Annotated in this window: 27 protein-coding genes; 15 read left to right on the top strand and 12 right to left on the bottom strand. The window is 64.0% G+C overall.

Annotated features, from left to right (window positions below; genetic code table 11):
• Positions 1–16: 16 nt before the first annotated feature.
• From NKI24_RS09450 to NKI24_RS09470, 5 genes are all read left to right on the top strand, one after another.
• Positions 17–1090 carry an alkene reductase gene (locus NKI24_RS09450; protein ID WP_352744697.1) on the top strand — a complete coding sequence of 358 codons (1074 nt, stop codon included), beginning with the start codon at positions 17–19 and terminating at the stop codon, positions 1088–1090.
• A 227-nt stretch (positions 1091–1317) separates the two neighbouring features.
• Positions 1318–2199 carry an NADP-dependent oxidoreductase gene (locus NKI24_RS09455; RefSeq protein ID WP_352744700.1) on the top strand — a complete coding sequence of 294 codons (882 nt, stop codon included), beginning with the start codon at positions 1318–1320 and terminating at the stop codon, positions 2197–2199.
• Between the two features lie 249 nt (positions 2200–2448).
• Positions 2449–2934: a (2Fe-2S)-binding protein gene (locus NKI24_RS09460; protein ID WP_352451924.1), complete on the top strand. Its 486-nt coding sequence runs from the start codon at positions 2449–2451 to the stop codon at positions 2932–2934.
• On the top strand, positions 2931–3920 hold the full coding sequence (locus NKI24_RS09465) for an FAD binding domain-containing protein (RefSeq protein ID WP_352451925.1): 990 nt from the start codon (positions 2931–2933) through the stop codon (positions 3918–3920). The genes NKI24_RS09460 and NKI24_RS09465 overlap by 4 nt, the downstream gene beginning before the upstream one ends.
• Positions 3917–6178: a xanthine dehydrogenase family protein molybdopterin-binding subunit gene (locus NKI24_RS09470; protein WP_352744705.1), complete on the top strand. Its 2262-nt coding sequence runs from the start codon at positions 3917–3919 to the stop codon at positions 6176–6178. The genes NKI24_RS09465 and NKI24_RS09470 overlap by 4 nt, the downstream gene beginning before the upstream one ends.
• Here NKI24_RS09470 and NKI24_RS09475 read toward each other — a convergent pair.
• Positions 6117–7316: an amidohydrolase gene (locus NKI24_RS09475; RefSeq protein WP_352635531.1), complete on the bottom strand. Its 1200-nt coding sequence runs from the start codon at positions 7314–7316 to the stop codon at positions 6117–6119. The genes NKI24_RS09470 and NKI24_RS09475 overlap by 62 nt on opposite strands.
• A gap of 84 nt (positions 7317–7400) precedes the next feature.
• Here NKI24_RS09475 and NKI24_RS09480 point away from each other — a divergent pair, with 84 nt between their 5' ends.
• The gene (locus NKI24_RS09480) at positions 7401–8231 is read left to right on the top strand and encodes an AraC family transcriptional regulator (protein ID WP_352744709.1); all 831 of its coding nucleotides are present in this window, start codon (positions 7401–7403) and stop codon (positions 8229–8231) included.
• A 70-nt stretch (positions 8232–8301) separates the two neighbouring features.
• Positions 8302–8733, top strand: coding sequence for a cupin domain-containing protein (locus tag NKI24_RS09485; RefSeq protein ID WP_352451930.1), 432 nt, complete (start codon positions 8302–8304; stop codon positions 8731–8733).
• 55 nt (positions 8734–8788) lie between these two features.
• Here the strand turns inward: NKI24_RS09485 and NKI24_RS09490 are convergent, their stop codons facing one another.
• The 4 genes from NKI24_RS09490 to NKI24_RS09505 form a co-directional block, all read right to left on the bottom strand.
• Positions 8789–9235: a nuclear transport factor 2 family protein gene (locus NKI24_RS09490; protein ID WP_352451931.1), complete on the bottom strand. Its 447-nt coding sequence runs from the start codon at positions 9233–9235 to the stop codon at positions 8789–8791.
• Positions 9236–9365: 130 nt separating this feature from the next.
• Positions 9366–9920 (bottom strand): nuclear transport factor 2 family protein, encoded by a 555-nt coding sequence (locus NKI24_RS09495; RefSeq protein ID WP_352451932.1) that lies wholly within the window; start codon positions 9918–9920, stop codon positions 9366–9368.
• Positions 9921–9987: 67 nt separating this feature from the next.
• Positions 9988–10830: an alpha/beta hydrolase gene (locus NKI24_RS09500; protein ID WP_352744713.1), complete on the bottom strand. Its 843-nt coding sequence runs from the start codon at positions 10828–10830 to the stop codon at positions 9988–9990.
• A gap of 59 nt (positions 10831–10889) precedes the next feature.
• Positions 10890–11393: a nuclear transport factor 2 family protein gene (locus NKI24_RS09505; protein ID WP_352451934.1), complete on the bottom strand. Its 504-nt coding sequence runs from the start codon at positions 11391–11393 to the stop codon at positions 10890–10892.
• 122 nt (positions 11394–11515) lie between these two features.
• Between NKI24_RS09505 and NKI24_RS09510 the strand changes: the two genes are divergently transcribed.
• Positions 11516–12424, top strand: a complete 909-nt coding sequence (locus NKI24_RS09510) for a LysR family transcriptional regulator (RefSeq protein WP_352451935.1) — start codon at positions 11516–11518, stop codon at positions 12422–12424.
• A gap of 27 nt (positions 12425–12451) precedes the next feature.
• Here the strand turns inward: NKI24_RS09510 and NKI24_RS09515 are convergent, their stop codons facing one another.
• Entirely contained in the window at positions 12452–12907 is a 456-nt protein-coding gene (locus tag NKI24_RS09515; RefSeq protein WP_352451936.1) for a carboxymuconolactone decarboxylase family protein, read from the bottom strand.
• Positions 12908–13148: 241 nt separating this feature from the next.
• Here NKI24_RS09515 and NKI24_RS09520 point away from each other — a divergent pair, with 241 nt between their 5' ends.
• Together NKI24_RS09520 and NKI24_RS09525 are read left to right on the top strand one after the other, a co-directional pair.
• On the top strand, positions 13149–13913 hold the full coding sequence (locus NKI24_RS09520; protein WP_352451937.1) for a copper homeostasis protein CutC: 765 nt from the start codon (positions 13149–13151) through the stop codon (positions 13911–13913).
• A gap of 31 nt (positions 13914–13944) precedes the next feature.
• On the top strand, positions 13945–14433 hold the full coding sequence (locus tag NKI24_RS09525) for a GNAT family N-acetyltransferase (protein WP_352451987.1): 489 nt from the start codon (positions 13945–13947) through the stop codon (positions 14431–14433).
• A gap of 19 nt (positions 14434–14452) precedes the next feature.
• On the opposite strand, the gene NKI24_RS09530 is transcribed toward NKI24_RS09525, so the two are convergent.
• Complete coding sequence (locus NKI24_RS09530; RefSeq protein WP_352451938.1) at positions 14453–15475, bottom strand: acyltransferase family protein; 1023 nt, start codon at positions 15473–15475, stop codon at positions 14453–14455.
• A 372-nt stretch (positions 15476–15847) separates the two neighbouring features.
• On the opposite strand from NKI24_RS09530, the gene NKI24_RS09535 reads away from it, so the two are divergent.
• The 3 genes from NKI24_RS09535 to NKI24_RS09545 are packed head-to-tail and all read left to right on the top strand — an operon-like array spanning position 15848 to position 18279.
• Positions 15848–16558 (top strand): fumarylacetoacetate hydrolase family protein, encoded by a 711-nt coding sequence (locus NKI24_RS09535; RefSeq protein WP_352451939.1) that lies wholly within the window; start codon positions 15848–15850, stop codon positions 16556–16558.
• On the top strand, positions 16555–17205 hold the full coding sequence (maiA, locus tag NKI24_RS09540) for a maleylacetoacetate isomerase (RefSeq protein ID WP_352451940.1): 651 nt from the start codon (positions 16555–16557) through the stop codon (positions 17203–17205). Before NKI24_RS09535 ends, maiA begins: the two co-directional genes overlap by 4 nt.
• A gap of 33 nt (positions 17206–17238) precedes the next feature.
• Complete coding sequence (locus tag NKI24_RS09545; protein ID WP_352451941.1) at positions 17239–18279, top strand: zinc-dependent alcohol dehydrogenase family protein; 1041 nt, start codon at positions 17239–17241, stop codon at positions 18277–18279.
• A gap of 19 nt (positions 18280–18298) precedes the next feature.
• Here the strand turns inward: NKI24_RS09545 and NKI24_RS09550 are convergent, their stop codons facing one another.
• Positions 18299–19192, bottom strand: coding sequence for a LysR family transcriptional regulator (locus tag NKI24_RS09550; protein ID WP_352451988.1), 894 nt, complete (start codon positions 19190–19192; stop codon positions 18299–18301).
• 139 nt (positions 19193–19331) lie between these two features.
• On the opposite strand from NKI24_RS09550, the gene NKI24_RS09555 reads away from it, so the two are divergent.
• Positions 19332–20780, top strand: a complete 1449-nt coding sequence (locus NKI24_RS09555) for an MFS transporter (protein ID WP_502901440.1) — start codon at positions 19332–19334, stop codon at positions 20778–20780.
• 42 nt (positions 20781–20822) lie between these two features.
• Here the strand turns inward: NKI24_RS09555 and NKI24_RS09560 are convergent, their stop codons facing one another.
• Positions 20823–21722 carry a DMT family transporter gene (locus NKI24_RS09560; protein ID WP_352451990.1) on the bottom strand — a complete coding sequence of 300 codons (900 nt, stop codon included), beginning with the start codon at positions 21720–21722 and terminating at the stop codon, positions 20823–20825.
• Positions 21723–21835: 113 nt separating this feature from the next.
• Between NKI24_RS09560 and NKI24_RS09565 the strand changes: the two genes are divergently transcribed.
• Complete coding sequence (locus tag NKI24_RS09565; protein WP_352451942.1) at positions 21836–23239, top strand: aminotransferase-like domain-containing protein; 1404 nt, start codon at positions 21836–21838, stop codon at positions 23237–23239.
• 30 nt (positions 23240–23269) lie between these two features.
• On the opposite strand, the gene NKI24_RS09570 is transcribed toward NKI24_RS09565, so the two are convergent.
• From NKI24_RS09570 to NKI24_RS09580, 3 genes are all read right to left on the bottom strand, one after another.
• Positions 23270–23767 (bottom strand): MaoC family dehydratase, encoded by a 498-nt coding sequence (locus NKI24_RS09570; protein WP_292664992.1) that lies wholly within the window; start codon positions 23765–23767, stop codon positions 23270–23272.
• 138 nt (positions 23768–23905) lie between these two features.
• A complete protein-coding gene (locus NKI24_RS09575) occupies positions 23906–24334 on the bottom strand; it encodes a phasin family protein (protein WP_352451943.1) in 429 nt (142 codons plus the stop codon).
• An 83-nt stretch (positions 24335–24417) separates the two neighbouring features.
• Positions 24418–25722 carry a DUF445 domain-containing protein gene (locus NKI24_RS09580; protein ID WP_352744720.1) on the bottom strand — a complete coding sequence of 435 codons (1305 nt, stop codon included), beginning with the start codon at positions 25720–25722 and terminating at the stop codon, positions 24418–24420.
• Positions 25723–25870: the final 148 nt, after the last annotated feature.

Here is a 25870-nt window from a genome sequence, read left to right on the forward strand (position 1 = left end):
ACAAGCGCTCCAGCAAATGGAGATCCCAATGAGTCCCTTATTCACCCCTGTCCGCGTCGGCCGCTACACTCTGCCTAACCGCCTCGTCATGGCCCCGATGACCCGCAGCCGCGCCGGCTTCGACGGTACGCCGGGCGAACTGGCCACCGAATATTATTCCCAGCGCGCCGGCGTCGGCCTGATCGTCACCGAAGGCACCCAGCCCTCGGATGACGGCCAGGGCTATCTCACCACCCCGGGCATCTACACGCCCGCCCATGTCGCCGGCTGGCGGAAGATCACTTCCGCCGTGCACGACAAGGGCGGCCGCATCTTCATCCAGCTGATGCACGCCGGGCGCATGTCGCATCCCGACAATACGCTGCATCACCGCCAGGGGGTCGCGCCCTCCGCGATCGCGCCGGCGGCGGGTATGTTCACCATGACCGGGATGCAGGATATTCCCACGCCGCGCGCGCTTACGACCGAAGAGGTGCGCCAGACGGTCGCCGATTTCCGCCATGCGGCCCGCTCGGCGGTCGAGGCCGGCGCCGACGGCATAGAGATTCACGGCGCGAACGCCTACCTGGTCCAGCAGTTCTTCGCGCCCAGCGCCAACACGCGCACGGACGAATATGGCGGGTCGATCGAGAACCGAGCGCGCTTCGCCATCGAAGTCGCCACGGCGATCGCCGAGGAGATTGGCGCGGACCGCACCGCGATCCGCCTGTCACCCGGGACGACGATATGGGGGATCGACGAAGGCGCCGAAGGGCGGGACCTCTACCGCTATCTGGTCACCGAACTCGACAAGCTCGGGCTCGCTTACGTGCACATCATGCACCAGGGCGACGAGGCGCTGCTGGCCGATATCCGCAAGCTCTGGCACCAATCGCTGATCCTCAATCGGCCAAGTCGTCCGCGTGACCAGATCGGCGCCGACGTAGCTTCGGGGCTGGCCGATCAGGAGTCCTACGGCCAGATGGTCCTGGCCAATCCGGACTTTGTGGAACGGTTGAAGACCAATGCGGCGCTGAATGCGGCAGTCCAAGCCACTTTCTATGGTGGCACCGCCCTGGGCTACACCGACTATCCTGCTTTGAGCGCGTAAAGCGCAAGCAAGTAAATTCCCAAGCGCCAGCAGTCGAATAACATTTCTCACCCGAGGTGGACTGCATAATTCGAAGTTCTTCTTGAGAGGCTTCAAACTATATCGTCCAACAGGAAGGAGAAGCCTGATGAACCAACACAATGACTTCCAAAGCGCCCCAGGGCCGGGCTGAACCGCTTGGCTCCGGCCGGGCCCTACGTCTTCAAGCATATGGCGGCACAGAGAGCTTGAAGGTCGATTGGTTATCCGCCCCCGAGCCTGGTCCCGACCAAGTGCTCGTCCAGGTCAAGGCTGCCGGAGTAAACGGAATCGACTGGAAAATCCGTGAAGGCTACGTCCGCGACAAGTTCAAGTTATCTTTGCCCGCGACGCTTGGCATCGAAATGGCGGGGGTCGTGCTGCGGACCGGCTCCAACGTCGAAGGCGTGAGGGTCGGAGACCGGGTCATGGCCGCGCTGGGTGGCCTGGGCGCTTATGCTGACCATTTGCTGATAAATGCCGAAAAACTCGTCAAGACGCCTGCAGTCCTGTCAGACATTGACGCGGCGGCAGTACCGGTGGCAGCGATGACGGCATGGCAAGTCCTTCAGGTCGCCGATTTCGACCTTCGGGGGCGGCGGGTGTTGATCCACGGCGCGGCTGGTGGGGTGGGCAACTTCGCTGTCCAGTTCGCCAAGACGGCTGGAGCGACCGTCTATGCTACAGCCTCAACCAAGAGCGTGGCCCATGTCCAAGCCTTGGGCGCTGACGAAGTAATCGATTACCAGAAGCAGAACTTCGAGCTTCTTGCGAGCGACATTGACCTTATCGTCGATCTTGTCGGGGGCCAGGTCTTAGACAAATCTTGGTCGGTCCTATCGCCTGGCGGCGTCCTGGCCAGCATCGCTGCAACTGATGTGGTTTCGCGCGCCCCGGTAGGCCGTCGTGGCATCTGGTTGTCAGTCAAACCTGACACCGCGCGCCTAGCCACAATCGCTCAAGAGATCGCTGGCGGCCCGCTGCGGTCGACGATTGCAGAAGTGATCGGCTTCGACGATCTGGCATCCGCGATCGAGCGCAATCGCACCGGCCACGCTCCCGGAAAGATAGTCTTAGACCTCACCAGGTGACTTCAGCTCATGGTAATCGTCCCTAAAGGGGACCGTCTGCATTCGGCTCATGTTGGGACGGCCGTGAACCACAGTTATGCAGGGCCTTTCCGCTCCGCCGCAAATCTCAAATGCGCGTTTTTTAGCCTTCCCTGACCGGCAGCGCCTTTTCACCGGAATCGACCGCCCTATTTCGCCTCGACAGGTGGGTGGCTGCTTGCTGGACGAGTCCCTGCGACGAGTACGGCATGTGCTTCGAGGTAACCCCCAATGGACTTCCACGATCGGCACCTATTGCGGTTGCGGGTGAACGGAGAGGATCACAGCCTTTCCGATCTCGATCCCCGCGTCACGCTGCTCGACCTGCTGCGCGAGCGGCTTCATCTGACCGGAACGAAAAAGGGATGCAATTTCGGCGAGTGCGGCGCCTGCACCGTGCATCTCGACGAACGGCGTGTGAATGCCTGCATGATACTTGCCGTGTCCTGCGAGGGACGCGAGGTCACGACGATCGAAGGCTTGGCAAACGGCGATGCGCTTCATCCCGTGCAGCAGGCGTTCATCGATCATGATGGGTTCCAGTGCGGATTCTGCACGCCCGGACAGGTGATGTCGGCGGCGGCACTGATCGAGGAGGGACATACCGGCTCCGATGCCGAGATCCGCGAATGGATGAGCGGTAATCTGTGCCGCTGCTCGGCCTATCCGCAAATCGTCGAGGCGGTGCGCTCAGCGGCCGGGAGGGCGATCCAATGACCCCATTCGTCTATGCGCGCGCCGACAGCCTGGGCGACACGATCGCAGCCGGTGCCGCGCCCGACAGCGCCTTTCTCGCCGGCGGCACCGAATTGCTCAACTGGCTGCGCCTTGGAATTGCCGGGCCGGCGCGGATCATCGATATCTCCCGCCTCGACGGGCTGGATCAGATCGAGGCACTGCCCGGCGGCGGCTTGACGATCGGCGCGCTGACGCATCTCAACGATGTCGCGCAGCATGCGCTGGTGATGCGCGATTATCCGGTGTTGAGCCAGGCGATCCTCAACGCCGCATCGCCGCAGCTGAGAAACCTAGCAACGATAGGCGGCAATCTTCTGCAGAAGACGCGCTGTGCCTATTTCCGTGCCGAAGAGCAGTTGCCATGCAACAAGCGTCAGCTCGGCTCCGGCTGCTCGGCATTGCATGGCATCAACGACAATCACGCGATATTCGGCTGGACCGAGGATTGCGTCGCCACCCAGCCATCCGACCCGGCGGTGGCGCTGGCAGCACTTGATGCGGTCATCGTCACCGCGCACCGCAGCGGCGGCCGGCGCATTCCGGCAGCGGAATTCCACCTGCTTCCCGACACGCGGCCCGAGGCAGACAATGTGTTGCAGCAAGGCGAACTGATCACGGCAATCGAGCTGCCGGCGCCGGCGCCGCGATCGGCTTACCTCAAGGTGCGCGAGCGCGAATCCTACGAGTACGCCATCGTCTCTGCCGCCGCTGTGCTGGAGATGGACGGCCAAACCATCCGTCGGGCGGCCCTGGCGCTGGGGTCCGTCGCGCTGCGGCCGTGGCGGCTGAGCGCCGCCGACCAGCAGCTCGCCGGTGCCGAAATCGGCGATCGCGAGGCGTTGAGCACCGCTATCGAGCAATCCTTCGCCGAAGCGCGTCCCTTGTCGCAGAACGCCTACAAGATCGAACTGGCCAAGACCGCCGCTTTGCGGGCGATCGAAAGAGCAGCGAGGATGCCGTCATGATGATCAGCCAGCCTGTTGCCCGCCCTGACGGCGGCGTCAAGGTCACCGGCCGCGCCCGCTATGCGGCCGACTATTTCGCCCCCGACCTGCTCTATGCGGTACTCGTGACCGCGCCCGTTCCGGCCGGCCGCGTGACGTCGATCATGGTCGACGACGCGCTCGCCGAGAACGGCGTCGTGCGTGTGCTCACGCATGAGGACATGCCCAAATTCGGCCGGTTCGTATCGCCAAGGGCCGAGCCCGATACGCAGATGCAGCAAGCCGAAGGCCCGCCCGCGGCGCAGAGCTTCATGCCCATGCAGGGCGACGAAATACGTCACGAGGGCGAGCCGCTTGCCATTGTGCTGGGCGAGACGCTGGAGGCGGCGGAGGCCGGCGCTCGCCGCGTCGCGTTGCGCTACGCGTTCGCCGAGCCGGAGTTGCCGGCACCCCCCGAGTGGACCGCCATCGACAAGGCTGCTGTCGTGCCGAGGGAGAGCGGCTTCCTGTTCCTGGAGCCGACGTTTACGAAGGGCGAGGTCGACCGCGGGCTTGCTGATGCCGCCGCCACGGTCGAAGCCGTCTATTTGCAGCCGTCGCGCCATCACAACGCCATGGAGCCCTCGGCGACGCTCGCCGAATGGAATGACGGAGAGCTGACGCTGCACGACGCCACGCAGCACGTCTACGGTGTCCGCCAGGTGGTTGCCGCCCGCATGAATGTCCCGGCCGAGAAGGTCCGCGTGATTTCCCGCCATACCGGCGGCGGCTTCGGCGGCAAGGGCTGGATCTGGCCGCATCAGGTGCTGGCCGCCGCCGCCGCGCGCATCATGGAGCGCCCGGTCAGGCTGGCGCTAAGCCGAGCCAATGCCTATTCGTGCCTCGGTTATCAGCCGCGCATGGCACAGAAGATCGTGCTGGCGGCGGACAGGTCGGGCAAGCTGACCGCCGTGCAACAGGACGTGGTCAACCTGACCACCGTGACCGACGATTTCGTCGAGTTCGCCACCGAAGCCTCGAAGGGTCTCTACGCCACGCCGGCCATGCGTCTCAGCCAGCGCGTGGAGCGCGCAAACGTCGCCATGCCGACGCCGCTGCGCGCGCCGGTCGAGGGTCCGGGCACCTGGGCGCTCGAAAGCGCGATGGACGAGCTCGCCCACCGCCTCGGCATCGATCCGCTCGATCTGCGTCTGGTCAACCATGCGGACACGGATCCGGCCACCGGCCAGCCCTGGTCGTCGAAGAAGCTGCGCGAGGCTTATGAGGAAGGCGCCCGCCTGTTCGGCTGGCGCGAGCGCCCGCGCAAGCCGCAACGCGACGGCGATTGGCTGATCGGCTACGGCATGGCGACCTGCAGCATGGGCTGTTTCCGCAACCCGACGCCTGCAGCCGAGGTCAGGTTGCACCGAGATGGCACGGTGCTCATCCGCACCGGCACCCAGGACATAGGGACCGGAACACTCACCATCTTTCCGCAGATCGCGGCCGACGTGCTGGGCCTGCCGATGGAGAGGATTGAGATGGAAATGGGCGATACACAGCTGCCGGAGGCGGGACCGACCTATGGCTCGTCATCGACCATGGGGGTGGGCGCGGCGGTGCTTGCCGCTGCCGAAGATGCGCGTTCGCAGCTTGCCCGTCTTGCCAATCTGCTGCCGGACGAGGTCGAGATGCAGGACGGCAAGATTCGCCGCAGAGGCGCTGCCGGCGGTCAGACGATCGCCGACGTGATGAGCCATACCGACATCGGCGAGATCACCGGCTCCGGCTCGTTCGATCCGGCGCAGCATGGCAAAGGCCTCGCGATGCGCACTTTCGGCGCGATTTTCATGGAGGTCGGCGTCGATCCGGGGCTCGGCCTGCTCAGGCTTCGTCGCGCCGTGGGCAGCTACAGCGCCGGCCGCATCGTCAATCCCCGCACCGCACGCAGCCAGATGACGGGCGGCATCATCTGGGGCTGGGGCATGGCGGCAATGGAGCAGAGCAGGCACGAACCGGTGCTTGGCCGGTTCCTGTCGAAGAACCTTTCCGGAGTCGCCATTCCGGTCAACGCCGACATTCCCGGCGACATCATAATCCACTTCGTCGATGAGGTGGACGAGCATGCCAGCCCGATCGGCGGCAAAGGCATCGGCGAACTCGGCGCCACCGGCGTTGCCGCTGCTGTTGCCAACGCCGTCTTCGACGCCACAGGCAAGCGGATCCGGGAGTTGCCGATCACGCCGGAAAAACTGCTGTGGAAGGATCGGCCCGCGGAAGCGTCTGCTCGACGAGGTTGACGTAATAGCGCATCACCGTCGGCACGATCTCGTCGTTGAAAACGTAGCGGTCGCCGTGCAGGCCTTCGCCCGGGCCGACCTCGCCGGCGCCGATCCACGCATAGCAGCCGCCGGCGGCGCGGATCATGAAAGCGAAATCCTCGCAGCCGAGACTGGGGCTGAACTCGGTCAAGACATTCTCCCGGCCGACGACGGAGGCGGCGGCCTCGACGGCGCGGGCCGTCGCATCGGCCGTATTGATCAGCGGCGGATAGCCCTTCCTGTAGTCGAGCCTGGCCTTGAGCGAATGCGCGGCGGCAATACCTTGTGCGATCTCGCCGATCAGCCTCTCGCAATGGTCGGAAAGGCCGTGCTCGAAGAAGCGGCAGGTGCCTTGCAGCCAGACCTTGCCCGGCACGATATTGCCGACATTGCCGCCATGAATCTGCGTGATGCTGACGACAAGCGCGCTCTGAGGGTCGACCGAGCGGCTGACGATGCGCTGGACGGCTTGCACGAAGGCGCCCGCGGCCAGGATCGGGTCATCCCCGAGCTGCGGCATGGCGGCATGAGCGCCAAGACCCTCAAAGGTCAGTTCGAAATTATCGACGGCCGCCATTTGCGGCCCGACGCGGGCGGCGATCGTCCCCAGCCTGATGCCCGGCCAGTTGTGAACCGCATAGACCGCTTCGACCGGAAAGCGCTTGAACAGGCCGTCCTCGATCATGCGCATGCTGCCGCCCTCGTTTTCCTCGGCCGGCTGAAAGATGAAAGTGACGGCTCCGTCGAAGGCGCGCGATTGACTGAGCAGTTTGGCGGCGCCGAGCAGCATGGCGGCGTGGCCGTCATGGCCGCAGGCGTGCATCACGCCCTCTTGCCTCGAAGCATAGGACAGGCCGGTTTTCTCCAGCACCGGAAGCGCGTCGAGCTCGGCGCGAAGGCCGATAGCGCACGTTCCAGCGCCGCTGCGCAGGACACCGACGACGCCGGTGCCGCCGATCCCTTCATGCACCTCGTCGACGCCGAAGGAGCGCAGCTTCTCTGCAACGAAACGCGCCGTTTCGTATTCATTGAATGCGAGTTCCGGATTGGCATGGATATGGTGCCGCCAGCCTATAACCTCTGGTGTCAGCGCGGCGACGGGGTCATTATGCAACATGATGCCTCCTTTCCGCCGACAAAAAGCGGCTTGGTTTGCCTGCCATAGAAGGCCCGGCGAGAGGCGTCTTGAACCGGATTGACCATGGCAAGGACAAACGAAGCGGCAGAGACCGGGAAATACTGGCGCCATCCGTGCTTCCCCGACCTGGGCCTGTTCGAGGCGCGCTTCACCCGGCACCGCTATGACTTGCACACGCACCCGACCTATGTGATCGCCCTGATCACCTCTGGCTGCGAGCGCATTCGCATCGGCCGCAAAAGCGTTCTCGCTCCGGCAGGCACCATTACCGTCGTCAATCCCGAGGAGTGGCATGACGGCGAACGCGGGGCGGATGAAGGCTGGGCCTACCGGACGTTTTATCCTTCGGTGCCGATGATGACCGCGCTTACCCGCGAACTCGGCCGCGACGGCGCTCCAGTATTTTCGCGCGCGACTATCGAAGACAGCAGTCTCGCCGCAGCATTGATGGCAGCACACCAGGGCTCGACATCCCCGGACACAATGACGGCCGAGACGTCCCTGCTCGTGGCGCTGCGACGGCTGATCGTTCGGCATGGCGACTCGAGCGGACAGGCCGAAGAGATCGAAAGCTCCGGATCGCAGCGAAGATTTTCCCTCTACCGCGATCTTGTCGAAAGCGAGCTTGGCTCGCAGGTCGACCTCAAGCGGCTTGCCGGCGCGGCTGGCGTGACCCGGTTCCAGGTCATCCGCGACTTCAACAAGGTAATTGGCCTGACGCCGGCGGCCTATATCCGCGACCGGCGATTGCGCCGGGCGAGCGCGCTGATCGAACAGGGATTTGGCCTCGCCGACGCCGCTATTACGGCGGGTTTCGCCGACCAGAGCCATTTTTCCCGTACATTCCGGGCCATGCATGGCATGACGCCGGGCATGTTCAGAAGAGCGGGATAAGGCGCTCCTGAACAGACAAGCTTGTGCCTCAAAGCTTGCTGCGCAATGCTGGCGCAGCTCGGGGGGAATCATGCGAAAAATCTTGGTATCGACGCTGCTGCTCGCGGCTGCACTGTTTGCAAACAACGCCCAGGCGCTCGATGCCAGCGGCACGCCGGTTGTCGTGACCCCGCTTGCCTCTCGCACCGAGACCGCGTCCGGCCAGCCGATCACGCTGCCGCAGAAGAACGTACAGGTCCTGGTCTCGGCCTATCAGATCGCGCCGGGCGCGACCTTGCCGGTCCACAAGCATCCGTTTCCGCGCTATGCATATGTCGAGGCCGGCACGCTTCAGGTCACCAATGTCGAGACCGGCAAGAGCAACACCTATCAAACAGGTGATTTCATCATCGAGATGATCGGGCAGTGGCATCAGGCGACCAATGTCGGCGCCGATCCGGTCAAGCTGCTGGTCATCGACCAGGTCGAAGAAGGCACCAAGAACACGGTGTTGCGCCAGTAGCTGCCACGTCTGAAAACGGCGTCCGGGGCGGATCCAGCACAGCGCGTAACAGGCGTCAGAACGCGAACCCCTCCGGCAAATTGTGATTCCAATAGCCTTCCTCGACAAGTTCACTTATGCGCCAGCCCTCGGACGTGCGTACGACGCGGTCTCGATACCAAAGCCCCTGGAAGAAGACCTGCCTTTTGCCTTCGCCGAGGTCTACCACCATCGGGCATGAACAATGCGCGCGCACGCTGGCCTCATCCCCTCGGAGATCCAGAAGGATTGTCGAAATGGCGTGCTGCGAGATCAATATCTTCGAAAGGGCGCCTTTCATGTAAGCAACATGCTCATCCACACCGCTCCTGATTCCACCTGTTACAGTGTCGTCAAGCACGGCATCGGGTGTGAATATTTTGCGATAGGCTTCCCAGTCGCGATCGTCCACCGCATAGCAATAGCGAACAAGCAGTTGTTCGATCTCAAGCCTATCGGAAACCTCCTGCAATGAAAGGGTCATGTCCTGTCTCCGCGGTTGGCGGCACTAATGCCGCATGCGCCAAGCCTGCCCCGACATTTCGATCAATATTCACGTTGCCGATGCTCCGAGCAACCTCGCCGCGCGATTGGGCATGCGCAAACCCGAACACTCATTTGGCCTCCGCCTTTACCCGGCCGGCAGCGGCGGCCAGCACGGCGCGATCCCCCTCTTCGTACAAGCGGCGGATGGAGATTGCCTTGACGCGCCAGCCTTCCGGCGTCCGCACCAGCCGGTGGAGATAGCTGCCACCGACCGTCCAGAACCGACCGCCGATCCAGTGGGTTGCGCGGATATGGCTGCGCGCAACCGCACCGTTATCCCCGCCTTCTACAATGATGTTGGTGATGAGGTGCTGGGTGGCGTCGAAGCCCGGCAGCAGCGCTTGCCATTGGGCGATCAGCGCGTCGCGGCCGCTGGTCGTGACCTCGCCGCCGAAGAGGCTGGTATAGTCGGTCGTGACACGGGCCGCGAGATAGGATCTGACCCGGTTCCATTCACGCAGATCGGCATAGAGGCCGATCCCGGCCACTGCCTCGGCGATTGCGATCCTGTCTTCGACTGTCAGCGCATCTCCCGGAGCGCTCGAGGCGGGCGCCGAGACGGCGGAAACCATCGCGGCGGAAACCGCCGAGGCCAGGACATGCCGGCGGGTGACGAGGCTCATTGTCCCGCCTCCCCCGCACTGCCCAGCGTCGCGCGGAAGTGCGCGGCGACGGCATCGCTTGCGGCCTTCACCGGCGCGGCACGATCGTAGAAATCGAATTGGGTGACATTGTCGCCTCGCTGTGCACCATCAGAAAGGGCTGGTGCAGGCGCGGAGCAGCCTGGATAGCGTCGAACCTCAGCCAGCCGCGCCAGAACGCCGGATCGGCCTCGTTGCGCCAGGCCGGGAGCATGCCGCGATCGGGTTCGGTGTAATAGGGCACCTTGAACATGATCGCGCGCTCGTCGGTCAGGCTGGCGGCCGGCAAGAACGCTTGCTTGCCGGTGCGGCGATACTCAGCCTCGGCCGCATCGCCCACGGCCTCAAGCCTGACGACGCCATTCCGGCCGCCATAGGCCTGCTCGACCACTTCGGCATCCTGCAACCAGGGCGCAACGAGGGCGACCGATTTGATCGCGGCGTTTTCGGCGGCGGCGGTGACCATATAGCCGGAGCTGGCGCAAATGCCGAGCCCGCCGATGCGGTCCTGATCGGCTTCGGGCCGGCGCGAGAGATAGGCGACCGCCGCTTCGATGTCGGCGATCTTGGCGTTAGGATCCTCGTACTGGCGGCGTATGCCGCCGCTTTCGCCCCACCCACGAAAATCGAAGGTCAAGGCGACGAAGCCACGATCGGCCATCTCGCGGGCGTAGCGGGCCGGCATCTGTTCCTTCACCGTCATCCAGGCGCCGGTCACGACCAGCGCCGGCCGAGGTTTCGCCGCGTCCATATCCTCCGGCAGATAGAGCTCGCCGATGATCTGCTCACCGTACGAGGCAAAAGCGACGCGCTCGACGCGCGGTACGGCGACGGCATTGGAGGCGGCGAGCGCGGCGGTGGTTGCTACGACAAGTGTCAGGGTTTTAAGCATAGCAAGTCTCCTTTGGCTTGGAATGAGAAGCGCGGCGCGTTGCGAGAAAGACCGCCGTCTCAGCGCTCGCCAGCCAGTCGGCCGGGCAGCGGCTTCAGCGGGTAATGCGCCCAGTAGAAAGCGTCCGACTGGTACATGTCGGTCAAAAAATTCTGTGCCTCGGCGATCTTGCCGTCCTGGATGCGAAACATCAGCGCGTAGAGCTGGTCGATCTCCGGACCTGAGCCGACATTCGACCAGCCGCGATGGACGTCGACGACGAGGTCGCCTTGCGCCTGGAAGAAGATCGGCCCGGCCTTGAACTTGCCATCGGCCAGGCCGCGGAAGAAGGCGACCACCTCGTCCGGCCCGCGCTTGTCGCCGGCGAGCGGATGATGACCGGGAATGCGCCACACGATGTCGGGCGCGAGGAAGGGCCGCACGGCCTCGGTATTGCCGGTCGCGTAAGCTGCGTAATAGTCTTTGATGAGCTGGATATTGCGGTCTTCCAGTGACCCGCTGTGCGCCGGGGCGGCAGACACCGCCAGAAGAGTGCCGGCGGCGAGTAAAGCAAGCCTGGTCATCGATCCTGTTTCCTTGTCTTTTCGAGCCGTTCCCGAGGCCCGTTCGTCGGACCCAACATGACGCCTTTTGTTCGCCGGAAAAACCAGTAGAATTCGACAGGGCTATTTGGAAAATCCTTACAATGCGCCTCGACCAATTCAGCGGCATCGTCGCCTTCGTGAAAGTCGCCGAGGCCAGGAGCTTCACCCGCGCCGCCGCCGAGCTCGGCGTCGCTCCGGCCTCGTTGAGTGAGGCGGTCAAGGGGCTCGAGGAGCGTCTGGGGGTGCGGCTGCTCAACCGCACGACCCGCAGCGTTGGCTTGACCGAGGCTGGCGCCCACTACCTCGACCACGTGCGCCCGGCAGCCGAAGACATCTGGGCGGCTGGTGCGGCTCTGCGCGAGAGCCGCGACCGTCCCGCCGGCACGCTGCGCCTCAGCTTGCCCTGGATCGCCGCGCCGCTGCTGATAGAGCCATTGATGCGGCCGTTCATGGATGCTTATCCCGAAGTGCGGCTTAGTCTGATCTTCGACGACAGCTTCGTCGACATCGCCGCCGACGGCTTCGATGCCGGCCTGCGCATCGGCGAGCTTCTCGAGAGAGATATGATCGGCGCGCGCCTGGGCGGGCCCCTGCAGATGGTCGTGGTGGGCAGCCCCGATTATCTGGCGCGCAACGGCACACCGAAACGGCCGGCAGACCTCGCCGCCCATCGCTGCATCGCATTCGCCCTCACCCGCACCCGCACGATTTCACCCTGGGAGTTCATCGTGGAGGGACGCGAAGTCGCATTCACGCCGGACGCATGTCTGGTCGTGAACACGCTTCCGCTGTGCATTACCGCCGCCGCGCAAGGGCTTGGCCTCGCCTTCGCCGTCGAGGGCCTCGCCGCGCCGCTTCTCGCCTCAGGCGCGCTGGTCAAGGTGCTGGAGCCTTTCTGTCCCGCTTACGAGCCGCTTCACCTCTATTATCCCAGCCGCCGCCTGGTACCGCCGAAGCTGCGGGCCTTCATCGACTTCGTGCGCGCGAACGCTCACGAGTTGCGGATCTGACGTGCCGTTGCGAAAAGCGAGTCCCGTTCAGCCCCAGGCGCCGACCATCTGCCTGGTGGTTGCGTTGAGCCGGTTGAATGCGTTGATCAGGGCAATCTGGACGACCAGGGCGGCAAGCGCCTTTTCGTCATAGTGCCGGGCGGCTTCATCCCAGACCGCATCCGTTACCGCGTCTGGCCGGTCGGCCAACCGGGTTGCCGTCTCGGTCAGTGCCAGCGCCGCGCGTTCGGCGTCGGTGAAGTAGGGTGTCTCCCGCCATGCGGACACGGCAAAGATGCGCTCGTCCTTTTCGCCGGCCTTCTTCAATTCGCGCGCATGCATATCGACGCAGAGGCTGCATCCGTTGATCTGGCTGGCGCGTAAATGGACGAGCTTGCGCGTCACATAGGACAGGTCGGCCGTCTCCGTCGACTTGTCCAGCGCGAGCAGTGCCTGCAAGGCGCCGGGAATGAGCATCACCGGGTTTTTCAACCGTGCTTGCATGGTGGTCTCCTTAGGCGTGTTTTTGCCGGCCGCACATTTAGCTTTCGGTCGGCTGCGCTGTTAATCAATCAATAACTCGCTAGCTATGAATCGACATATAGCTGAACGGTTATGGATGTGTCAAGCGGCAAAATTGGAGCACCGCCGGCCGCCCTGTCGCGTGTTGAGCCAACACTTCCGGCTTTCATCGCACCATGCCCGATGCTACCGCTGGCCAGCTGAAATCATCGACGGATCGCCCATGACCGAGACCGAACGCCCTCGCCTCCCGCTGATCGAGATCTGCGTCGAAGGCATAGACGGCCTGCTGGCCGCGCAAGCCGCAGGCGCCGACCGTGTCGAGCTCTGTGCCAGCCTGATCGAGGGCGGCATCACGCCGAGCTTCGGCACGGTGCGCGCCGCGCTCGAGCTGGCGACGATCCCGTTCCACGTCATCGTGCGGCCGCGCGGCGGCGATTTTCTCTATAGCGAAGCCGAATATCGTTCGATGCTCGCCGATGTCCGTGCGCTTGCCGAGCTCGGCGTCGCCGGTGTCGTTATCGGCTGCCTTAATGCCGACGGCACGATCGATGAGCAGCGCATGAGCGAACTGGCGCAGGCAGCGGGGAGCTTGAACGTCACCTGCCACCGCGCCTTCGACATGACCCGCGACCCGACCGAGGCGCTGGAGACGCTGATCCGCTGCAAGGTCGGCCGCGTGCTGACCAGCGGCCAGCGCGACACGGCACTGGAGGGCGCTGACCTGCTCGCCGATCTTGTCAGGCAGGCCGGCGACCGCATCATCATCCTCGGCTGCGGCGGGCTTGATCCCGAGAACATCGGCAAGGTGCGGAGGAAAACCGGGTTGAGCGAAATGCACTTCGCCGCGCTCAAGGACGTGCCGAGCGCCATGCGTTACCGCAACCCAAGGGTCGGCATGGGCGGCACCGACCTCGACCGCGAATACCGCAACACCGTGACCGACGAGGCGCTGGTGGCGGCGACCATCGCCGCTGCCCGGACATGATCCTGGAAGATCGAACAAAAACATGATCGAAATGCGTTTGCCGATCGAACGGGTTTCGCCGCAGGATGAGCCCGCCATCCTCGCGCTCAACAACGAGCACGCTGCGGAATTATCATGGCTCGAACCTGAGAGCCTGTCCTTCCTGCTCGGCGAAGCGTTTTACGCGCGCCGTATCGGTGCGCTCGAAGCCTTCATCATGACCTTCGACCAGCACGCGAGCTACGACAGCCCGAACTTCCTGTGGTTTCGCCAGCGCTTCCCGCGGTTCGTCTATGTCGATCGCGTCGTGGTCGCCGCCGCAGCGCGCGGGCGCGGCCATGCCCGCCGGCTGTATGAGGATCTGTTCGAGCAGGCGTCACGCGCGGGCCAGGCGATCGTCACCTGCGAAGTCAATGCCGAGCCACCCAATCCGGCTTCGGACGCCTTCCATGCCGCACTCGGCTTTGCGGAAGTGGGCGACGCGGTGATCCACGGCGGCAGGAAAGCCGTGCGGTATTATGCAAGACGGATCGCCGGCTGAACGGCGGGCGCCGTTCGCCCTACCAATTGCGGTTCAGCCAGGAGCGGGCCGGCTTTTCGATGATGTAGTAGCTGCACAGCGCGCAAGCGAACGCCGCCGCAAGCATCAACCACGGCGAACTGCCTTTTATGTCGACGAATTGGTAAAAGGGCTGCTGCCAAAGATAGAGCGAATACGACCACAGCCCCAGCATCGTCATCGGCAGGGACGATAGAAACCCGGTCAGATACCGGCTGCTGAAGTCGAGCAAATTGACGGCGAGCGCCAGCAGCGGCACCGCGACCAGATAGTGGATCGGGGTAGGCACGGCAGCCATGAACACTAGCATCGCCACGACAGCGGCCGCCAAGGCGACATGCGGGCCCTTGAGCAGCGCCGGCAGCCTGTCGTCGGCCTTGAGCAGGCATATCACCGCTGACAGCAGGATCGAGGCGATGTGCACGTCGGTGCGCCAATAGGTGCCCTCGTAGCCTATTGCGAGCACCCGGTAGGAGATGGCGCCGTTTGCCATGGCCAGCACCGACAATGCGCCGAGCAACATGATGACCCGGGACCGCCCCGAGACGACGACGCTGATCAGCGCCAAGATGATATAGGCGTGCTCTTCGACGCACAGCGACCAGATATGGTCGAGCGCGCCGGCGCGGGTGACGAGAATTCCGGCATAGTTGTAGGTGAACGTCAGCGCCGTCAGCGCCGCCTTCCATTTGAAGGCGATGAATGTGCCGGACAAGGCAACCATCGCGGCGACGACAAAAATCAGCAGTGCCGGGTAGATGCGGGAGAACCGGCGCTTGAAGAATTTCTTCAGCGGATAGTATTCGACAAACAGGATCTCGGCCATCAGCCGGCCGCTGAGCACGAAGAAGAATTCGACGCCCAGGACGCCGAGATTGATGCCGGGAACGGGGAAGAAATGGCCGATCAGCACCAGCGCGATCGACAGGCCGCGCCAGCCGTCGAGATAGGCAAGCCTGGTTCTTGCCGAGCTATCGGCGACAGGCCTGGACACGACAAGACGCGTCGCGGAGATGTCCGTCATGCCGGTCCCTTCATTGAACCTGCGAAAGGCGGGCTGGAGGCCGCATTCCTCCAGCTATATTGCAGCGCACCAGAACTTTGTGCAAGTGCGAGATAACGACACGCCCGAAGCACAGGACGGACCGAATGGGGCTGTTACGTCCGTTCCCCGAAACCAACGGTCGACAGTCTCAGGCGTTGGCGGCAGGCGCTTCGCGCCGTGGCCGGCTTATTCCCAAATGGTACATTGCCATCTGGCCGGCAGAGCAAAATGTACCGGCGATTTCCGCGGCACCGTGCGGCAGGCCTAGCCTTTGCGCGATGCAATGCCTTGCCCGACCGGCCAAATCGGTCGAATGTGCCGGCGACATATCCACTGAAACAGAGACAGTGCATGACCGGCTTCGTCCTTCCCCTGCCCGCAACCCCGTCGGTGGCCGTGGCCGGCTCGCCGGAGCGTTTTGCGGTGCGCCGGATCTTCTGCGTCGGCCGCAACTACGCCGCTCATGCCCGCGAGCTCGGCAATGATGAGCGCGACCCGCCCTTCTTCTTCACCAAGCCAGGCGACGCAGTGGTCGATGCGGCGGTCGGTTCGGGTACGATTATCCCCTACCCGCCGCTGACCCAAAACCTGCATCACGAAATCGAGCTGGTCGTCGCGATCGGCGGAGCCGGCTTCCGCATCCGGCGCGAGCGCGCACTGGACCATGTCTGGGGTTACGGCGTCGGTGTCGACCTGACCCGCCGCGACCTTCAGGACGAGGCGAAAAAGGCGGCAAGGCCGTGGGACTGGTCGAAAGCCTTCGACCGTTCAGCGCCCTGCGGCCCGCTGGTCCCGGCGCAAAAATCCGGTCATCCCGAAAAGGGCTGCATCTGGCTCGCGGTCGACGGCGAGATCAGGCAGGACGGCGACCTTGCCGAACTGATCTGGCCGGTTCCCGACATCGTGTCGATTTGCAGCGAGGCGGTAGAACTCCGGCCAGGCGACCTGATCTTCACCGGAACACCGGCTGGCGTCGGCGCCGTCGGGCCGGGCGAAAAGATCACCGGTGGCGTCGACGGCATCGGCGAAATCGAACTGACCATCGGCCAACCGATCCGATGAGCGACATCGTCCTCCATAACTATTACCGCTCCTCGACCTCTTACCGGGTGCGGATCGCGCTGGAGATGAAGGGCCTGTCCTACGACTACGTGCCGCATCATTTGCGCCACGGCGAGCATCTCGAACCCGCCTACCTCGCGGTCAATCCGCAAGGGCTGGTGCCGGCACTGGTCCTGGGCGATGGCACGCTGCTGACGCAATCGCTGGCGATCATCGAATATCTCGACGAGACCACGCCTGAGCCACCGCTGCTGCCCAAGGATGCGCCTGGCCGCGCCCGCGTCAGGATGCTGGCGCAGATGATCGCCTGCGACATCCATCCGGTGAACAATCTGCGCGTGCTGACCTCGCTGCGCACACTGTTCGGCGCCGGCGACCAGGATGTCGTCAACTGGTTCCGGCACTGGGTCAACGAAGGCTTCCAGCCGCTTGAAAAGATTCTGGCTTCCTCGCCCGAGACCAAGACATTCTGTCATGGCGACACGCCGGGGCTGGCCGACATCTGCCTGGTCGCACAGGTCACCAGCAATGCCCGCTTCGGCGTCGACATGACGCCCTACCCGACGATCTCGCGCATCAATGCCGCCTGCATGGCGCTGCCGGCGTTCCAGAAGGCCGCGCCTGAGAACCAGATCGATGCCGAATAGCCGCAAATTGCGTGAAGTGATGAGGAACTGCCGATGAAAGCCGTCGTCTTCGAAAAATTCGGCGAGGCGCCGACGATCCAGACGGTGCCGGATCCGACGCCTTCGCCGGAAGGCGTCGTCATCAAGGTCGAGGCGACCGGCCTCTGCCGCAGCGACTGGCATGGCTGGATGGGCCACGACGACGGCATCCGCCTGCCGCATGTGCCGGGCCACGAACTGGCCGGCGTCGTGGTCTCCGCAGGCAACCAGGTGACCCGCTGGAAGGACGGCGAGCGCGTCACCGTGCCGTTTGCCGTCGGCTGCGGCCGCTGCTTCGAATGCACCTCGGGCAACCACCAGGTGTGCGAACATCAGTTCCAGCCCGGCTTCAGCGCCTGGGGTTCGTTCGCCGAATATGTCGCCATCGACCATGCCGACACCAATCTCGTGCGCTTGCCCGACGAGATGGAATTCGCCACCGCCGCCAGCCTCGGCTGCCGGTTCGTCACCTCGTTCCGCGCCATCGTCGACCAGGGCCGGGTGACGCCCGGCGAATGGGTGGCGGTGCACGGCTGCGGCGGCGTCGGCCTGTCGGCGATCATGATCGCCAGCGCCATGGGCGCCAATGTCGTCGCCATTGACCTCACGGACGAGAAGCTGGACTTTGCCAAAAAGATCGGCGCGGTGGCGACGATCAACGCGGCAAAGACGCCGAACGTGGTCAAGGCGGTCAAGCAGATCACCAATGGCGGCGCGCACATGTCGATGGACGCGCTCGGCCACCCCAGTACCTCGTTCAACTCGATCGCAAACCTGCGCCGCCGCGGCCGCCACGTGCAGGTCGGCCTGATGCTCGGCGACCATGCCAGGCCGCAGATACCGATGGACAAGGTGATCGCATTCGAGCTCGAAATCCGCGGTAGCCACGGCATGCAGGCCTTCCGCTACCAGGCGATGATGGAGATGATCCGCACCGGCAAGCTGAAACCCGAGCTGCTGGTCGGCAAGAAGATCAGCCTCGAAGAGGCGCCGGCCGCATTGATGGCGATGGGCAGCTTCGAAGGCATAGGCATCGGCGTGGTGACCAGATTCTAGATCACGCCCCGAGTCTGGATCAGCGAAACGACGCGCAGACCTCCCGCACGCAGGCTCGCAGCCAGCCTTGTGCCGGATCGGCATCGAGTCGCGGATGCCACAGCATCGAAATGGTGACCTCCTCGATATCGACCGGCAACGGGAAGCTGTACATGCCCGTGCGCGCGCCCAGCGTGTGCCGTTCGGGGACGCTGGCGATCAGATCGGAGGCGCGCGCCATGGCGAGCGTGGCCGAGAAGCTGGAAACCATGCACACGATCGTCCGTTCGAGTCCCAGCCGCTTCAAGGCCTCGTCGATCGGGCCCCTTTCGCGGCCGCGCCGCGAAACGCTGATGTGGCGGCCGGCCGCATAGCGTTCCGGCGTCATTGGGCCCTCGCCCAGCCTGTGACCCGTTCGCACCGCACCGATGAAGCGGTCGCGAAACAGCGCCTGAATGCGCATTTCAGGGCTCGTTTCACTGGCAACCCCGATTTCGAGATCAACCGCCGCGTCACGCAACGAGATGTCGTTCTTGTCGGATTTCGGCGCAAAACGCAGCCGCACGCCAGGTGCATCCGCTTCGACACGGGTCAGAAGACGCGGTGCGAACTCCTCGACGAAACTTTCGTTGGCGCGCAGCGTGAAGACCTTGTCGAGAGCAGAGAGGTCGAGGAGCTTGGCCGGGCGCAGCAGCGCTTCCGCATCCTGAACGACTCGGCCTACCTGTTGCTGCAATTCGAGCGCGCGCGGCGTCGCAACCAGGCCACGGCCGGCCCGGACCAACAATGGGTCGCCTGTCGCCTGGCGCAACCGCGCCAACGTCCGGCTCATCGCCGAGGGACTGAGGCGCAGCCGCCCGGCCGCGCGCGCCACACTGCCCTCGGTCAGCAGCACATCGAGGGCGACAAGCAGATTGAGATCTGGCGACGACATGGAAGGACCGTAGCACAGCTCGGCCGCGATGTGGCGTTTCATGCACGAATAAGATGCAAATACTGCGCCTTCCGCCACATCATGCGAGGGAATAGCGTCCGACAGCTCCGATTGGGGGCTGCCGGCAAAGGAGTTCACCTTGGCATCGACCGCTGAAAAGACCTGGGCCGAAGTTGCCCCGGTGAGCGCACGCTCGACCCGATGGGCATTGGCAAGCCTGTCGCTTTCAACGCTGCTGTCGTCGCTCGCCACCAGCATCGCCAGCGTCGGGCTGCCATCGCTGATGCAGGCATTCGGCGCATCGTTCCAGCTCGTGCAATGGGTCGTCCTGGCCTATCTGCTCGCCATCACCACCTTGATTGTCAGCACCGGGCGCCTCGCCGATATAGTCGGTCGCCGCCCGCTATTGCTCGGCGGCATCGCCCTGTTCACCTTCGCATCGGTGCTTTGCGGGCTCGCGCCGACGTTCTGGCTGCTGATTGCCGCACGGGCGGCACAGGGGCTCGGCGCGGCCGTCATGATGGCTCTGACGCTGGCCTTTGTCGCCGACGCAGTTCCCCGGGATAAAACCGGCAGCGCCATGGGCCTGCTCGGCGCCATGTCGGCGATCGGCACCACGCTTGGCCCCTCCCTTGGCGGACTGTTGATTGCCGGCCTCGGCTGGCGCGCGATCTTCCTCATCAATCTGCCGTTGGGGGTGCTGGCCTTTGCGCTTGCCTGGCGCTTCCTGCCGGCCGGAAAAAAGACGCCAGGTCGGCGCGGTTTCGACGGGATCGGCACGGCTTTGCTCGCGCTGACGCTAGCCGCCTATGCGCTCGCCATGACCCTTGGGCGTGGCAGTTTTGGTTCTCTCAATGTCGGCTTGCTGATTGCCGCAACCGTGGCTGGCCTGCTGTTTGTCGTTGCGCAGACAAGGGTCCAGAACCCTTTGATTCAACCTGCGAGGTTCCGCGACCAGGCGTTGAACGCAAGCCTCGCCATGAACCTGATCGTCGCCACGGTGATGATGGCGACGCTGGTGGTCGCACCATTCTATCTGTCGCGCGCGCTCGGGCTGAACGCAGCCATGGTCGGGCTGGTTCTGTCGACCGGCCCTCTGATTACCGCATTGGCGGCGCTGCCGGCCGGACGCCTGGTCGATCGTTTCGGGGCGAACCGGATCATGATCGTCGGCCTGTTCGATCTCGCTATTGGCACCTTTGCTCTGTCGCGGGCGGAATTCGGTATTGCCGGCTATGCCGTACCAATCATCATCGTCTGCACCGGCTACAGCCTGTTTCAGACCTCCAACAATTCGGCCGTGATGACGGGCGTCGCATCCGACCAGCGTGGCGTCGTCTCCGGCCTGCTCAATCTGTCGCGCAATCTCGGCCTGATCACCGGTGCGTCGGTGATGGGCGCGGTGTTCGCCTTCGCATCGGCTGGGGAAGGCACTGGCTTGGCAGTGTTGGCACCTGCGGCAGCGGCACGAGGGATGCAGGTCACCTTCCAGGTGGCGACGGGCCTGGTGCTGATGGCGCTGATCCTTGCGGTATTTTCAGCCCGCGCCACTGCCGGGCGAACTGATATCGTTGCCAAGCATCCTTGAGGATTCCACCCGGTTCGCATGCAACTCCGGCAGCCGGCGCATCTATCTCGCATATCTCTTGGCACCGACGACGCAAAGCACGACGGCGGCGGTGACGACGATCATGGCGGGACTGACCTGCTCATGCAGCAGCGCTGCTGCCAGCCCAAGGCCGAAGAAAGGCTGCAGCAGTTGCAACTGCCCGACCGCGGCGATGCCGCCTTGCGCCAGGCCGCGATACCAGAACACGAAACCAATCAGCATGCTGAACAGCGAAACATAGGCCAGGCCAATCCATGCGCCCCTGCCGGCACTTTCGAGCGACGGCGGCATGGTGATGAACGTCAGCGCCAGCATGAGGGGCAGCGACAGCACCAGCGCCCACGAAATCACCTGCCAACCGCCGAGTTTGCGCGACAGCGCCGCTCCTTCGGCATAGCCCAATCCACACACGATGATGGCGGCCAGCATCAAGATGTCGCCGAGCGGCGAGACCGACAGGCCTTGCGTGACTGCAAAACCGGCGACAAGGGCGCTACCGAGGCACGAGAACAGCCAGAACGCCGGCTTCGGGCGATCGCCGCCTCGAACCACGCCGAAGATCGCGGTCGCCAACGGCAACAGGCCGACGAAAATGATGGAGTGAGCCGACGTGATGTGCTTGAGCGCCAGCGCCGTCAGCAGGGGAAAGCCGACCACGACGCCAAGCGCCACGATCGCCAGCGGGAACAGTTCTCGCCGCTCCGGACGCTTCTGACGAAAAACGAGCAGCAGCGCCAGGCCGAGGATGCCCGCCGAAGCCGCACGGGCGACCGTTACGAATACCGGATCGAAATCCATCACCGCCACGCGCGTCGCCGGAAGCGAACCGCTGAAGATCAGCACGCCTATGAACCCGTTGACCCAGCCACTCGCCGCCCAACCACTCGCCGCCCAACTACTCGCCGCCCAACTACTCGCCATCTTGTCCATCGATGCCCCGCTGATTTCGCCCTCTATCGGGCCGGGCGTCTGGCTCCGCCAGAGACAATCAGGTACAGTTTGACAAAACCGTCATGGTAGGGCGAGCAGTACGGATGGACGAGCAGACGACAACTGATGAAGGCAGCCGGACGCTTGTCGAAAGCGTCATGGCGACGATCAGGCACAGGATCGCCGCGCGCAGCCTCACACCGGGAACGCGGCTGCCTTCGATCCGGGCGTTCGCCAAGGCCATGCAGGTTTCCAAATCCACCGTGGTCGAAGCCTATGAGCGTCTTGCGGCGGAAGGCATGATCCGCTCGCGGCCGGGCTCGGGTTTCTATGCCGCCGGACCGTTGGCTCCGTTGTCGCTGGCCGAGATCGGCCCCAGGCTTGACCGTGCCGTCGACCCGCTCTGGGTCTCGCGCCAATCGCTGGAAGCGGGCGACGGCGTCCTGAAACCAGGTTGCGGCTGGCTGCCGGCAACATGGATGCCCGAGGCTGGATTGCGCCGGGCACTGCGGACGACGGCCCGCGCCGACGACGCCGCTCTGACCGACTACGGCACGCCGCTCGGCTTGCCGGCGCTACGCCATCTGCTGGCGCGGCGCATGGCCGAGCACGGCATCGAAGCCTCTCCGGACCAGATCATGCTGACGGAATCGGGCACCCAGGCGATCGACCTGCTGTGCCGGTTCCTGCTCGAACCGGGTGACACGGTGTTGGTCGACGATCCCTGCTACTTCAACTTCCATGCCCTGTTGCGCGCCCATCGGGCCAAGGTGATCAGCGTCCCCTACACGCGCTCGGGTCCGGACATCGAACTGTTCGCGCAGGCGCTGAACGAGCACCGGCCGCGCCTCTACATCACCAATTCGGCGCTCCACAATCCGACCGGCGCGATATTGTCCCCGGTCGTTGCCCATCGGCTGCTGAAGCTCGCTGACCAGTCGGGGCTGACGATCATCGAGGACGATATCTTCGCCGACTTCGAACACACGCCCGCGCCCAGGCTGGCGGCCTTCGACGGCCTCAGCCGGGTCATCCATATCGGAAGCTTTTCCAAGACGCTGTCGGCATCGGTGCGCTGCGGCTTCATCGCCGCTCCTCGCGACTGGATGGAAGGTTTGACCGATCTCAAGATCGCCACGTCGTTTGGCAGCGGGCGACTTGCATCCGAACTGGTGCTGACGCTGCTGAAGGACGGCCTCTATCGCAAGCACGTCGATCTGCTGCGCGCGCGGCTCTCGCGCGCCATGGAAGAAACCGGCACCCGCCTCAGGGCGATCGGCATCGTGCCATGGATAGATCAGCCCGCCGGCATGTTTCTATGGTGCAGGCTGCCGGAGGGGATAGATGCCGCGGATGTCGCCCGCCATGCCCTGTCGGCCAATGTCGTGCTTGCGCCCGGCAATGCGTTCAGCCTGTCCCGTTCGGCCAGCCGTTACATGCGCTTCAATGTCGCCCAATCGGGAGACGACCGGGTTTTCAGGGCGCTTGAAGAGGCGATGTCGCGTTGATTGCGCTGCCGCAAAACTGAGGCTGAACTCTCAGGTGCCGGCCCGCTTGCGGCGTGCGTAAAGCATGACGAGCGTCTCGGCGGTCAGCGCCGGCCTCTGCTCGCCTTCGATCTCGACCGTATTGGCGGCCTTCATTAGATATTGCCCCGGACCTTTGTCTTCCATCGACAACAGCGTGGTGCGCAGCCTGATACGCGAGCCGACCCTGACCGGCGCCACGAAGCGCACTTTGTCGAAACCGTAATTGAACGCGGCCTGCGTGTTTTCGGGTACGATCCCCATCTCGAGCGCCAGCGCGCCGATGATCGACAGGGTCAGATAGCCATGCGCGATCGTGGTGCGGAACGGGCTTTGCCGCTTCGCCCGCTCGGGATCGACATGGATCCATTGATGATCGCCCGTACATTCGGCAAACTGGTCGATGCGGTGCTGATCGACCAGTGTCCAGTCCGAAACGCCCAACTCCTGCCCGGCCATCGCCCTGAGTTGCTCGAAGGTCGGCGGCGTCCTCGGCCGTATCTGCGTCATTCCTGCTTTCCCGATCGCTTGCCTGTTCCGGACCACGACGGGCGGCCCCTGTCAATTCGCCAGTGCGATTCCAGCCCATAATCTTCGGCCGCGAACCGCCAGTCTTCGCCGCCGGCAAGCGTGCTGCTGGGGAACAGCTTATTTCTTGTCGTGGCCGGCGCGGATCTCCTCCATCGCCTCCTTGATGCGGCTGCGCAGGATTTCGATCGATTCGGTGCCGGACGCCCTCGCCAGTTCGGCCATCTCGCCGGCATTCTTCAGCGCGGTCTCGAAGGATTTCCTGGCGAACGCCGCCTGCTTCTGCATCATTTCCTGCGGATTGCCGGGCGCTCTGTAGTTTTGTGCCATGTCGGTGATTTCGCGCAGCGTGTCCTGCAGCATCTCGCGTTGCCTTGATAACAACGCCGACGCTCCGGCGGCACTCGCCCGTGCCGACTTCTCCAGCGCTTCCAGGTTCCTGGCGTGGTGGGCGAGGATCGCCTCGACATCGATATTCGGCAGCTTCAGGTCGCGGCCGAATTTGCCGAACATGTCGATGAAGGACTCGGACTCCGGTCGTTTTGCCATGCTGGTACTCTCCCCCTGTTGCCGTGAACGCCGCCACTGCACGGAAGATAGTGCAGCGAAGCTCAGCGGTCCATTCGGACGAGTCAGCCGACAAGAAACAGCCGTTCGGCGGTGTAGAGCACGAGCCCGGCAAGGCCACCGATGATCATGCCGTTGAAGCGGATATATTGCAGATCCTTGCCGATGTTCATCTCGATAAGCTTTGTCAGTTGCGCGAGGTCCCAGCGCTTGACTTGGTCGGCGATGAACTTCGACACGCCGCTCTTCTGGCTTTCGACGAAGGACGCCAGCGCCACGATGAACCCCTGGTTCATGTCGGCCCTGATCTGCGCGTCGTCGGCAAGATGGCGGCCGACCTCGACGAACATGGTGGCGAGATGGTCGCGGATCATCGAATTCGGCGCCTCGGCGTCCTGTTCGATGAACAGCCGCAGGCTGTCCCACATATCGCCGGCCAGCGCGCTGAGCTCTGGCCGGGCAAGGAAATCGCGCTTCAGCTTTTCAGCGCGCCTGGCATATTGTTTGGATGTCCTCAACCGCTCGACGAAGGTTTCGACGAAAAGGTCGAATTCGGCTCGCATCGGATGGTGCGGATCGGCGCGCACCTCATCGAGCAGCGAGCCGGCCGACGCAATGATCTTCTTCAACAGATAGGCGTCGGCGCGAAACAGGTTGAACAGCGACGGCAGTTCCTCACGGATCTTCTCGCGCATCGTCGCCAGCGCCTGCTCGTCGCTCAGGAAGCGGCCGACCACCTTGGTGAACTCGTCGAATAATTTCTGGTGGCGGCGATCGTCGGTCAGCGCCGACAGCAGCTCGGCGGCGAGCGGCGCCAGCGGCACCTTTTCGATCTGCTCCAGCATGCGGCTGGTGACGAAGCCGCGCAGTCCGGATTGCTCGACCGCCGCCAGGGTCTGCGGCACCAGCCGGCCGACGAAGCGCGACAGGTCGGCGGCGCGGTTCGGGTCGGCCAGCCAGTCCGCGACCAGCGCCGAAAAGTCGACTTCGGCGAGCTTTTCGCGCACCGGCTCCGGCGCCAGGAAATTGACCTCGATGAAGCGGCCGAGATTGTCGGCGATGCGGTTCTGGTTCTCCGGGATGATGGCCGTATGCGGGATCGGCAGGCCGAGTGGCCGCCGAAACAGCGCCACCACCGCATACCAGTCGGCCAGCCCGCCGATCGTCGCCGCCTCGGCGAAAGCGGCGACGAAGCCCAACCATGCATGCCGGCTCTCGAGCGATTTCGCCACCGCGAAGATCAGCACGCAAACCGCGAGTGCTGCGGCGGCGACGAACTTGGTGCGCCTGAGCGCCGAAAGCTTGGCGTCGGCATCGGCGTCGAACCGGACGGACGCGACGGATGCAAATGCCGGGGCTGGTCGTGACATGATGGGCCGCTCCTGATCGTGTATGCGAACTTATCTAGTGTCGCCTGCCCCAGAAAGCGCGCCGCTGGTTCCGGTGCGCGCAATCGTGCACGCAAACTTGACGCCGGAATTCATCTATTATGCAGCGCCAGTCTGGAATTGTTCCAAA

The organism is Mesorhizobium sp. M0701 (genome assembly GCF_040320365.1).
Taxonomy (GTDB): Bacteria; Pseudomonadota; Alphaproteobacteria; order Rhizobiales; family Rhizobiaceae; genus Mesorhizobium.